This window comes from Streptomyces sp. NPDC007084, from assembly GCF_040703595.1.
Lineage (GTDB): Bacteria > Actinomycetota > Actinomycetes > Streptomycetales > Streptomycetaceae > Streptomyces.
The window spans coordinates 20,643-32,702 of record NZ_JBEYFY010000043.1 but is presented as its reverse complement, the minus strand read 5'-3'; the positions used below and the strand labels follow the sequence as shown (position 1 = coordinate 32,702).

Below are 12,060 nucleotides of genomic sequence, written 5' to 3'. Positions count from 1 at the left end.
CGCGGGCACCCCTTCCCGCCGCGGGAGCCACCGACCGGGGCCCGGCACCGCAGGAGACGCGGCGCCCTTTCCCGGCGCGGGAGCGAGCGGCCGGGGCCCGGCGCCGGACGAGACGGGGGCGCTCCTCCCCGGCGCGGGAAGCCTCCGGTGTCCCACCGGGCGGGGGCACTCACTCCCCGCACGCGAGCATCCGGCCGGGGGCCCGGCGCCCGGGACGGCGGCGGCGCTCCTCCCCGTGGGGGAGAGCCCGGCCCCCGGACGGGACCGCCCTCACCGCCGAACGCACTCCGCCGCGAAATCGTCCGCCAGGACGGTGATCGTCGCGCGGCCCTCGACCCGCTCCAGCCACGGCTGCGGCAGCCCGTGGTCGCCGTGCAGGGCGCCGAGGAGGTTGCCGCACAGGGAGCCGGTGGAGTCGCTGTCGCCGGAGTGGTTCACGGACAGCAGCAGGGCGTCCGGGACCCGGGGTTCGGCGAGGGCGCAGTAGACGGCGACGGCGAGGGCCTCCTCGGCGATCCAGCCGGCGCCGAGGGACTCGGCCTTCTCCGCGCTCGGGGTGCCCTCGGCGGCCAGGTCGAGGGCCGCCTCCAGCGCGGCCGTGGTCTCCTCGTGGCCCGGGTGGCGGGCCAGCAGCCGGAGGGTGCGCAGGACCGCGCCCTCCAGGGAGTCCCCGGCCACGAGGTGGGTGACGATCGCGGCGAGCGCCCCGGACGCGTAGGAGGCGGTGGGGTGGCCGTGGGTCATCAGGGAGGAGCGCGCGGCCATGCCGAACGCGGACGCGGCGGTGGTCCGGGTGAGCCCGAAGGGCGCGGAGCGCATGACCGAGCCGCAGCCCTTGGAGTCCGGGTTGACCGGGCCGGGAGGGCCCAGCTCGCGCGCCGGGTCGGGACAGTACTCGCGCTCGCGGAGCCCGGACAGGCAGGCGTTGCCGGGTGCCCGGCGCGCGTACAGCCAGGGCTCCGCGGCGAGTCCGCCCCGGACGTCCGGGGCGGGTGCGGGCGCGCTCTGGGTGTCCAGCCAGCGCCCGTAGGCGAGGCGGACCAGCCGGGACCAGCCGCCGCCGATGCCCTTGAGACGCTCGCGTTCGTGCGCCTGCCGCAGGCCCTCCACGGTGAACAGGGTCATCTGGGTGTCGTCGCTGACCCGGCCGACCGCCCCGGCCGCGTCGGCGACCGGTCCGGTCACCCCGCGCGGGCCGTGCGCGGCGCGGATGGCGGCCAGGGAGTCGAACTCGACCGGGTAGCCGAGGGCGTCACCGAGCGCGCCGCCCAGCAGCGCGCCGCGGACCCGCGCCCGGTAGTGGGCCTCCGCCTCCCAGGACAGGTTCCCCGGCTCGTTCACGCGTGACTCCTCGACTACGGTCCTCGTATGAGCATTGTCCCGCCCGGTGCCGCGGCGCCCTCAAGTGCCCCCGCCAAGAGCGGTGTCGGCCCGCTGCTGCGGGACTGGCGGGAGCGGCGGCGGGTGAGCCAACTGGAGCTGGCGCTGCGGGCGGGTTCCTCGGCGCGGCACATCAGCTTCGTGGAGACGGGCCGCTCCCGGCCCAGCGAGGAGATGGTGCTGCGGCTCGCCGAACACCTCGACGTGCCGGTGCGCGAGCGCAACGCCCTGCTCCTCGCGGCGGGTTACGCCCCGCGCTATCCGGAGACCCCGCTGGACGACCCGGCGATGGACGCCCTGCGCGAGGGGGTGGAGCGGCTGATCCAGGGCTACGAGCCCTATCCGGCGCTGGTGGTCGACGCGACGTACGACGTGCTCGCCGCGAACCGGGGCATCGCCCTGCTGCTGGACGGCGTCCCGGACCGGCTGCTGGTGCCGCCGCTGAACGCGATGCGGCTGACGCTGCACCCCGAGGGCCTCGCCCCGCGCATCCGCAACCTGCGGGCGTGGCGGGACCATCTGCTCGCCCAGATGGACCGGCAGATCGCGCTGAGCCGCTCCGAGCCGCTGCGCGCGCTGTACGAGGAGGTCGCCGCGTACCCGGTACCGGACGCGGACCCGGTACCGGACGCGGACCCGGTACCGGACGCGGACCCGGGGACCGTCGCCGGCGAGGAACCGCTCGGCCCGGTGCCCGCCTTCGCGCTGCCGATGCGGATCGAGCACGAGGGACGAATCCTGTCGTTCATCTCCTCCATCGCGACGTTCAACACCCCGATGGACGTGACCGTCGCGGAACTGGCCATCGAGACGTTCCTCCCCGCGGACCCGGCGACGGTCAAGTACCTGCACGGGCAGCTCCCCTGACGCCTCCCCACCACAAATCCCTTGATGAACAACCCCGTTGAGGCCGACCCGTGATGGTTCTTCACGGACATGGCACACTGCACGCATACTTCGGCGGCGCGTGGGGAGGCGTGGCGTGAGTGAGCGGCGACCCGCGCCCACCGTGGGCCAGGTGGTGCTGGGGCGGCGGCTGGCGGAACTGCGCGAGGCGGCCGGCCTGAAGCGGGAGGAGGCGGCCCGGGTCCTGCGGGTCGCGCCGGCGACCGTACGGCGGATGGAGACGGCCGAGGTCGCCCTCAAGATCCCTTACGTACAGGTGCTGTTGGCGACGTACGGGGTGGCCGACGAGGAGGCCGCCGCGTTCGTCGCGCTGGCCGAGGAGGCGAACCGGCCCGGCTGGTGGCAGCGGTACCACGACGTGCTGCCGGACTGGTTCAGCATGCACGTCAGCCTGGAGGGCGCCGCCCAGCTCATCCGCTCCTACGAGCCGCACTTCGTGCCCGGGCTGTTCCAGACCGAGGACTACGCGCGGGCGGTGCTGGAGGCCGGGACGGTCGGGCAGACCGGGCCCGAGGCGATCGACCGGCACGTGGCGCTGCGCATGAAGCGGCAGGCGCTGCTGACCCGGGCGAACCCGCCCCGCCTGTGGATCATCATGGACGAGACGGCCCTGCTGCGGCCGGTGAGCATCCGGGGTGAGGTCATGCGCGACCAGATGACGCGGCTCCTCGAATGGGTCGAGCTGGACCATGTCACGCTCCAGGTCGCGGAGTTCGCGAGCGGCCCGCACCCGGGTACGTACACCTCCTTCACGCTGTTCCGGTTCGCCGAGCCGGAACTGCCGGACGTCGTCTACAGCGAGTACGTGACGGGCGCCCTCTACCTCGACGCGCGCGAGGAGGTGGCCCTGCACCTGGAGGTGCTGGACCACATGACGGCGCAGGCGGCCTCCGCGCAGCGCACCAAGGAGATCCTGGAGGAGTGCCGCCGGCGGTTCTGATCCCGCCCGGCCCGCCGCCGGCCCGCACGCGGTTGTCCCCGGCCGCTCCCGATTGCCCCCCGGATGCCAGGTCCGGCGCGTGAGGCCCCGTATGCACCGGTCGGCCCTCGCGGCAACCCGTATGGCCCCCGTGGCCGGGTGGCCGGGTGCCCGCGCCCCTACGTTCGACGCAGGAGCGACCGAGGGAGCGCGCAGTGACGGACACGCAGAGACCGCCGACGGAACCGGGCGCCGCGCTGCTGCGCGCCGGGCGGTACTTCCGGCGCGGCACCCCGGCGCCCGACCTGCACAGCATCGGACTCGCCGGCGGCCGGGAGGCGGACACCTTCTACCGGGACCGCTGGAGCCACGACAAGGTCGTCAACTCCACCCACGGGGTGAACTGCACCGGCTCCTGCCGCTGGAAGGTGTACGTCAAGGACGGCATCATCACCTGGGAGACCCAGGAGACGGACTACCCGTCGGTGGGCCCCGACCGCCCCGAGTACGAGCCGCGCGGCTGTCCCCGGGGCGCCGCCTTCTCCTGGTACACGTACTCGCCGACCCGGGTGCGCTACCCCTACATCCGGGGTGTGCTGCTGGAGATGTACCGGGAGGCGCGCGGGCGGCTGAAGGACCCGGTCCTCGCCTGGGCGGACATCCAGGCCGACCCGGAGCGCCGCCGCCGCTACCAGCGGGCCCGCGGCAAGGGCGGCCTGGTGCGGGCGACCTGGGACGAGGCGGTCGAGATCGTCGCCGCGGCGCATGTGCACACGATCAAGACGTACGGCCCCGACCGGGTCGCCGGCTTCTCCCCCATCCCGGCGATGTCGATGGTCTCGCACGCGGCGGGAGCGCGGTTCCACAGCCTGATCGGCGCCCCGATGCTCTCCTTCTACGACTGGTACGCGGACCTGCCCGTCGCCTCCCCGCAGGTCTTCGGCGACCAGACGGACGTGCCGGAGTCGGGCGACTGGTGGGACGCCGCTTATCTGATGATGTGGGGCTCGAACGTCCCGGTGACCCGCACGCCCGACGCGCACTGGATGGCCGAGGCCCGCTACCGCGGCCAGAAGGTGGTCGTGGTGGCGCCGGACTACGCCGACAACGCGAAGTTCGCCGACGAGTGGCTGCACCCGCACCCCGGCACCGACGGGGCGCTCGCCCTCGCCATGGGGCACGTGATCCTCAAGGAGTTCTTCGTCGACCGGCGGACGCCGTTCTTCGCCGACTACGTCGCGAAGTTCACCGATCTGCCGTTCCTGGTGACGCTGGCCGAGAAGGACGGCGCCTACGTCCCTTCGAAGTTCCTGCGCGCGCACGAGGTGGGCAAGGACGGGGAGGGCGCCGAGTGGAAGACGGTCGTCCTGGACGACGTGACCGGCCGCGCGGTGGTCCCCAACGGCTCGCTCGGATTCCGCTGGACGGAATCGGGCAAGGGCGACTGGAACCTCGAACTCGGCGCGGTCGAACCCCGGTTGAGCCTGTACGGGCATGAGGCGACGGCCGGGGTCGAGGTGCTGCTGCCGCGCTTCGACACCGAGGGCGGCGAGCACGGGCAGGGGCGCGGCGACGTACTGCGCCGGGGTGTTCCGGCGACGCGGCTCGGCGGGGCGGGCGGCCCGCTGGTCACCACCGTCTTCGACCTGCTGCTCGCGCAGTACGGCGTGGCCCGCGAGGGCGTCCCCGGCGACTGGCCCACCTCGTACGAGGACGCCGAGGCGCCCGGCACCCCCGGCTGGCAGGAGGTCCACACCTCCGTCCCGGCCGCCAAGTGCGTGAAGATCGCGAGGGAGTTCGCGCGCACGGCGGAGAAGTCGCGGGGCCGCTGCATGATCCTGATGGGCGCGGGGACGAACCACTGGTTCCACTCCGAGACCATCTACCGCGCGTTCCTCGCGCTGCTCCAGCTCACCGGCTGCCAGGGCCGCAACGGCGGCGGCTGGGCGCACTACGTCGGGCAGGAGAAGTGCCGCCCGGTCACCGGCTGGGCCACGCTCGCGGGCGCCGCCGACTGGAGCCGGCCGCCCCGCCAGATGATCGGCACGGCCTACTGGTTCCTCAACACCGACCAGTGGCGTTACGACACGTTCGCCGCGGACGTGCTGGCCTCGCCGCTCGGCGAGGGGCGTTTCAAGGGCATGACGGGTGCCGACTGCCTTGCCCTGTCGGCGCGTTCGGGCTGGATGCCGTCGTACCCGACCTTCGACCGCAACCCGCTGGACCTGGCGGACACCACGGACGATCCGGTCGCGAACGCGGTGGCCGAACTCCGGTCGGGTTCACTGAAGTTCGCCTGCGAGGACCCGGACGCCCCGGAGAACTGGCCCCGGGTGCTGACCCTTTGGCGTGCCAACCTGCTGGGCTCGTCGGCCAAGGGCGCCGAGTACTTCACCAGACACCTGCTCGGCACGCACTCGTCGCTGCGGGCCACCGAGGCGGGCCCCGAGGTCCGGCCACGGGACGTGACCTGGCACGAACAGGCCCCGGAGGGCAAGCTCGACCTGCTGCTGTCGCTGGACTTCCGGCAGACCTCCTCCACCCTGCTCTCGGACGTGGTCCTGCCCGCCGCGACCTGGTACGAGAAGCACGACCTGTCGACCACCGACATGCACCCCTATGTGCACTCCTTCACCCCGGCGGTGGACCCGCCCTGGCAGGCGCGCACCGACTTCGACACCTTCAAGGCGCTGGCCGAGCGGCTGAGCGAACTGGCCGTCGGCCATCTCGGGGTGCGCAAGGACCTGGTCGCCACCGCCCTCCAGCACGACACCCCGGGCGAGACCGCGCAGCCGGGCGGGGTGGTCCTGGACTGGCGGCGCGGGGACTGCGAACCCGTGCCGGGGCGGACCATGCCGAACCTGACGGTGGTGGAGCGGGACTACACGGCGATCGGCGCCAAGTTCGCCGCGCTCGGCCCGCTCGTGGAGAAGCTCGGGCTGCCCGCCAAGGGCATCACGCTCAGGCCCGACGAGGAGGTCCCCCACCTCGGGGAGCTGAACGGCGTGGTCCGGCGCGGCCCGGCCGCCGGACGCCCCGCGCTGGACACCGCGGTGAAGGCCGCCAACACCATCCTGGCCCTGTCCGGCACCACCAACGGGCGCCTCGCGACCCAGGGCTTCCACACCCTGGAGGAGCGCACCGGACAGGAGATGGCGCACCTGGCCGCCGAGCACGAGGGCAAGCGCGTCACCTACGCGGACACCCAGGCCGCGCCGGTCCCCGTCATCACCTCGCCGGAGTGGTCGGGCAGCGAGTCCGGAGGCCGCCGCTACACCGCGTTCACCCTGAACACCGAGCACCTCAAGCCCTGGCACACGCTCACCGGCCGCCAGCACTTCTTCCTCGACCACGACTGGATCCACGAACTCGGCGAGGCCCTCCCGGTCTACCGGCCGCCCCTGGACATGCACCGGCTGTTCGGGGAACCGCGGCTGGGCCCGGACGGCAACCGGGAAGTGACGGTCCGTTACCTGACCCCGCACAACAAGTGGTCCATCCACTCCGAGTACCAGGACAACCTGTTCATGCTGTCGCTCTCGCGCGGCGGCCAGAACATCTGGATGTCCCCGGTGGACGCCGAGGCGATCGGGGTGAAGGACAACGACTGGATCGAGGCCGTCAACCGCAACGGCGTGGTCGTCGCCCGCGCTGTCGTCTCCCACCGCATGCCGGCCGGCACGGTCTACATGCACCACGCGCAGGAGCGCACGGTCAACGTGCCGAAGACGCAGACCACCGGGAAGCGCGGCGGCATCCACAACTCGCTGACCCGGCTCATCCTCAAGCCGTCCCATCTCATCGGCGGCTACGCCCAGTTGTCGTGGGCCTTCAACTACCTGGGCCCGACCGGGAACCAGCGCGACGAGGTGACGGTCATCCGCCGCCGCGACCAGGAGGTCGAGTACTGATGCGGGTCATGGCGCAGATCGCGATGGTGATGAACCTCGACAAGTGCATCGGCTGTCACACCTGTTCGGTCACCTGCAAGCAGGCGTGGACGAACCGGGACGGCCTGGAGTACGTGTGGTTCAACAACGTGGAGACCCGGCCCGGGCAGGGCTACCCACGGCGTTACGAGGACCAGGAGAAGTGGCGCGGTGGCTGGGAGCTGAACCGGCGCGGCGCGCTGCGGCTGAAGGCGGGCGGCCGGTTCGAGAAGCTCGCCGGGATCTTCTCCAATCCCAAACTCCCGGAGATCAAGGACTATTACGAGCCCTGGACCTACGAGTACCGCAACCTCACCGACGCCCCGCTGGGCGACGACTTCCCGGTGGCCCGGCCCGTCTCGCAGATCAGCGGCAAGCCGATGAAGATCGAGTGGTCCTCGAACTGGGACGACAACCTGGCGGGCGCCCCGGAACACGGCGACCTGGACCCGATGGTCCAGCGGGTGCGCGAGGAGGCGGCGGAGAAGGTGCGGTTCGCCTTCGAGCAGACCTTCATGTTCTATCTGCCGCGCATCTGCGAGCACTGTCTGAACCCCTCGTGCGTGGCCTCGTGCCCGTCCGGCGCGATGTACAAGCGATCCGAGGACGGCATCGTGCTGGTGGACCAGGACCGGTGCCGGGGCTGGCGCATGTGCGTGACCGGATGCCCGTACAAGAAGGTGTACTTCAACCACCGCACCGGCAAGGCGGAGAAGTGCACGCTCTGTTATCCGCGGGTGGAGGTGGGGCTGCCGACCGTCTGCTCGGAGACCTGCGTCGGGCGGCTGCGCTATCTCGGGGTGATCCTCTACGACGCCGACAAGGTGACGGAGGCCGCGTCCACGGCGAGCGAACAGGACCTGTACGAGGCTCAGTTGGGCGTGTTCCTCGACCCGGAGGACCCGGAGGTGCGGCGGGCCGCCGAGCTGGCCGGGATCCCCTACGACTGGGTGGAGGCGGCCCGCCGGTCCCCGGTGCACGCGCTGATCAGCCGGTACCGGGTGGCGCTGCCGCTGCACCCGGAGTACCGGACGATGCCGATGGTCTGGTACATCCCCCCGCTCTCCCCCGTCGTCGACGCCCTCACCGAGACCGGGCACGACGGCGAGGACCTGGACAACCTCTTCGGCGCGATCGACACACTGCGCATCCCGCTGGAGTACCTGGCGGAGCTGTTCACCGCGGGGGACGTGGGGCCGGTCCGCGCCTCGCTGGGCCGGCTCGCCGCGATGCGCTCGCACATGCGGGCCATCAACCTCGGCGACGAGCCCGACGCGTCGGTGGCCGCGTCCGTGGGGATGGCGCCCGAGGAGATCGAGGAGATGTACCGGCTGCTGGCGATCGCCAAGTACGAGGACCGGTACGTCATTCCGACGGCCGCCGTCGGCGACGCCCGGCGCCTGGAGGAGTCCGCGCTGCCCGACGGGTGCAGCCTCGATTACGAGGGCGGCCCCGGCATGGGCGCCGACGGCCCGTTCGGCCAGGACTCGGGCCGTACCCAGCTGCCGCTGGTGTCGGTGGAGAACTTCCACACGCTGCGCGACCGGCAGACGAGCGACAAGGAGGACACGTGACCCGGCACGCCGTGCTGTACCAGGCCGCCGCGCGCGCTCTCGCCTACCCCGACGACGCGTTCCACGCCGGCCTCCCGCTGCTGCGCGAAGCCGCCCCGGAACTCGGGGAGTTCCTCGCGTACGCGGCGGCCGAGCCGCCGCGCGAGCTGGCCGCGCACTACGTCCGGGTCTTCGACTTCAAGAACCGGCACAGCCTGTACCTGAGCTGGTGGCGGGACGGCGACACCCGGCGGCGCGGAATGTCCCTGGTGCGCTTCAAGGAGGTGTACCGCGAGCACGGCATGGAGTTCACCGGCGAGGAACTGCCGGACTTCCTGCCCGTGGTGCTGGAGTTCTCGGCACAGGCCGGCCCCCGGCTCCTCCAGGAGTACCGCAGCGGCCTGGAGCTGCTGCGGATGGCGCTCACCGACTTCGGCACCCCGTACGCGTCCGTGCTCGACGCGGTCTGCTCGGCGCTGCCCGGACCGTCCCCGAAGGACCGCGCCGAGGCTCTGGCGCTGGCCCGCTCGGGTCCGCCGCGCGAGGACGTCGGCCTCGAACCCTTCAGCGCCGTCCCGCGCGACGCCCTGTCCCCGACGCTCGCCCCCACCACCGGAGACCGATCATGACGACGCTGCTGTGGGGCGCGCTGCCCTATGTCGCCTTCGCCCTGCTGGTGGCGGGGCTCGTCTGGCGCCACCGCTACGACCGGTTCGGCTGGACCACCCGCTCCTCCCAGATCTACGAGTCGAAGCTGCTGAACATCGCCTCGCCGGTCTTCCACTACGGCATCCTGTTCGTGCTGGCCGGGCATCTGGTCGGCCTGTTCGTCCCCGAGTCCTGGACGCGGGCGGTGGGCGTCAGCGAGCACACCTACCACCTGTTCTCGCTGTACGGCGGGACGGCGGCCGGGGTCCTCACGGTGGCCGGCATCCTGACGCTGGTCTACCGGCGGCGGACCAACTCCCCGGTGTTCCGCGCGACCACCGCCAACGACAAGGTGATGTACGTCTTCCTGCTCGCGGCGATCGTGCTGGGCATGGTCGCCAAGCTCGGCCACGCCTCCGGCGACGGCTACAACTACCGCGACACCATCGGCCCCTGGGCGCGCAGCCTGTTCACGCTCCAGCCGAAGACGGAGCTGATGGAGGGGGCGCCCCTGCTGTACCGGATCCACGCGGTGGTCGGCATGGTCCTGATCGCCCTGGTGCCGTACACCCGCCTCGTCCATATGTTCAGCGCGCCGGTGCAGTACCTGGTCCGGCCGTACGTGGTGTACCGCAGCCGCGACCCGAAACAGCTCGGACCGCGGGCGGCCCGGCGCGGCTGGGAGAAGACGGACGTCTAAGTCCTGTCGTCCGGATCACGCGGCGCGCCGTCCTCGGCCCCCCGGCCCCGCGTCCGGGCCCGCTCCCGCTCCTGGTCCTGGTCCTGGTCCCGCTCCTGGTCCCGGTCGTCCTCCACGATCTCGGCGTCCACCACGCCCTCCTCCTCGTCGGCGGCCCGCCCGGGGTGCGGTTCGTCGGCCGGGGGCGCGGGCTGCTCGGCGCGCGCGTACATGGCCTGGCCCATCCGCTGGCTGACGGCGGCCAGTTTCTCGATCGCGGTGCGCAGCGCGGCGGTGTCGGTGGAGGAGTCGTCGAGGAGCTGCTTGAGGTCGGTGGCCGCGGCGGCGACCTCCGTCTTCGCTTCGTCCGGGACGCGTTCCTCGTTGTCGCGGACGAACCGCTCGGTCTGGTAGACGAGTTGCTCCCCGTGGTTGCGGGTCTCGGCGGCCTCGCGGCGGCCCCGGTCCTCCTCCGCGTACTGCTCGGCCTCGCGCATCATGCGGTCGATGTCGGACTTGGGCAGCGCCGAACCGCCGGTCACGGTCATCTTCTGCTCCCGCCCGGTGGCCAGGTCCTTGGCGGAGACGTGCATGATCCCGTTGGCGTCGATGTCGAAGGCGACCTCGATCTGCGGGACCCCGCGCGGGGCGGGCGGCAGCCCGGTGAGGTCGAAGACGCCGAGCTTCTTGTTGTACGCGGCGATCTCCCGCTCGCCCTGGTAGACCTGGATGCCGACGGAGGGCTGGCTGTCGGCGGCGGTGGTGAAGATCTCCGAACGGCGGGTGGGGATCGTGGTGTTGCGCTCGATGAGCGTGGTCATGATGCCGCCCTTGGTCTCGATGCCGAGGGACAGCGGGGTGACGTCGAGGAGCAGGACGTCCTTCACGTCGCCGCGGATCACCCCGGCCTGGAGGCCCGCGCCGACGGCGACGACCTCGTCCGGGTTGACGCCCTTGTGCGGTTCCCTGCCGGTGAGTTCCTTCACCAGGTCGGTGACGGCGGGCATCCGGGTGGAGCCGCCGACCAGGATGACGTGGTCGACCGCCGAGAGCTGCACGCCCGCGTCCTTGACGGCCTGGTGGAAGGGCGCCCGGCAGCGGGCCAGCAGGTCGGCGGTCAGCTCCTGGAACTGGGCCCGGGTCAGCTTCTCGTCCAGGTGCAGCGGGCCGTCGGCGGTCGCGGTGATGTAGGGCAGGTTGACCGTGGTCTCGGTGGACGAGGACAGCTCGATCTTGGCCTTCTCGGCGCCCTCGCGGAGCCGTTGCAGCGCCATCTTGTCGTGGCCGAGGTCGATTCCGTGGGCGGCCTTGAAGCGCTGGGCCAGGTGCTCGACCACCCGCTGGTCCCAGTCGTCGCCGCCGAGCCGGGTGTCGCCGTTGGTCGCCTTGACCTCGATGACGCCGTCCCCGATCTCCAGCAGCGACACGTCGAAGGTGCCGCCGCCCAGGTCGAAGACGAGGACGGTCTGCTCCTCGCCCCGGTCGAGCCCGTAGGCCAGGGCGGCGGCCGTCGGCTCGTTGACGATCCGCAGCACCTTCAGGCCGGCGATCTCGCCCGCCTCCTTGGTGGCCTGGCGCTGTGCGTCGTCGAAGTAGGCGGGCACCGTGATCACGGCGTCCGTGACGTCCTCGCCGAGATAGGCCTCGGCGTCCCGCTTCAGCTTCTGCAGCACCCGGGCGGAGAGTTCCTGCGCGCGGTACCGGGTCCCGTCGACGGTGCCCGACTCGGGGAACCGCCAGTCGGGGTCGCCCATGTACCGCTTGACGGACCGCGCGGTGCGCTCCACGTTCGTCACGGCCTGCCGTTTGGCGACCTCGCCGACCAGCACCTCACCGTTCTTGGCGAAGGCGACCACCGAGGGGGTGGTGCGCGCGCCCTCCGCGTTGGCGACGACGGAGGCCTCACCGCCCTCCAGGACGGCCACCACCGAGTTCGTCGTACCGAGATCGATCCCGACCGCACGTGTCATGTCCGTCCCCTCCCGCAAGGGTTCTGCCGCCCTCCAGCACAAGTCGCGGGTACCGGCTTGTCAATGGCGCGTGGCG

Annotated in this window: 8 protein-coding genes; 6 read left to right on the top strand and 2 right to left on the bottom strand. The window is 72.1% G+C overall.

What is annotated here, in order from left to right; all coding sequences use genetic code 11:
• Positions 1-270: 270 nt before the first annotated feature.
• Entirely contained in the window at positions 271-1,341 is a 1,071-nt protein-coding gene (locus AB0912_RS26845) for an ADP-ribosylglycohydrolase family protein (RefSeq protein ID WP_366704097.1), read from the bottom strand.
• Between the two features lie 27 nt (positions 1,342-1,368).
• Here AB0912_RS26845 and AB0912_RS26840 point away from each other — a divergent pair, with 27 nt between their 5' ends.
• The 6 genes from AB0912_RS26840 to narI all read left to right on the top strand — a co-directional run bounded on the left by AB0912_RS26840 (position 1,369) and on the right by narI (position 10,035).
• Positions 1,369-2,247 carry a helix-turn-helix transcriptional regulator gene (locus tag AB0912_RS26840; protein ID WP_366704095.1) on the top strand — a complete coding sequence of 293 codons (879 nt, stop codon included), beginning with the start codon at positions 1,369-1,371 and terminating at the stop codon, positions 2,245-2,247.
• Positions 2,248-2,362: 115 nt separating this feature from the next.
• Positions 2,363-3,226, top strand: coding sequence for a helix-turn-helix transcriptional regulator (locus tag AB0912_RS26835; RefSeq protein WP_366704093.1), 864 nt, complete (start codon positions 2,363-2,365; stop codon positions 3,224-3,226).
• Positions 3,227-3,420: 194 nt separating this feature from the next.
• Positions 3,421-7,116, top strand: coding sequence for a nitrate reductase subunit alpha (locus tag AB0912_RS26830; RefSeq protein WP_366704091.1), 3,696 nt, complete (start codon positions 3,421-3,423; stop codon positions 7,114-7,116).
• A complete protein-coding gene (gene narH, locus AB0912_RS26825; protein ID WP_366704089.1) occupies positions 7,116-8,708 on the top strand; it encodes a nitrate reductase subunit beta in 1,593 nt (530 codons plus the stop codon). The genes AB0912_RS26830 and narH overlap by 1 nt, the downstream gene beginning before the upstream one ends.
• Positions 8,705-9,316 (top strand): nitrate reductase molybdenum cofactor assembly chaperone, encoded by a 612-nt coding sequence (gene narJ, locus AB0912_RS26820; RefSeq protein ID WP_366704084.1) that lies wholly within the window; start codon positions 8,705-8,707, stop codon positions 9,314-9,316. The genes narH and narJ overlap by 4 nt, the downstream gene beginning before the upstream one ends.
• A complete protein-coding gene (gene narI, locus AB0912_RS26815; protein ID WP_366704082.1) occupies positions 9,313-10,035 on the top strand; it encodes a respiratory nitrate reductase subunit gamma in 723 nt (240 codons plus the stop codon). The genes narJ and narI overlap by 4 nt, the downstream gene beginning before the upstream one ends.
• Here narI and dnaK read toward each other — a convergent pair.
• Entirely contained in the window at positions 10,032-11,984 is a 1,953-nt protein-coding gene (gene dnaK, locus AB0912_RS26810) for a molecular chaperone DnaK (protein WP_366704080.1), read from the bottom strand. The genes narI and dnaK overlap by 4 nt on opposite strands.
• Positions 11,985-12,060 lie beyond the last annotated feature (76 nt).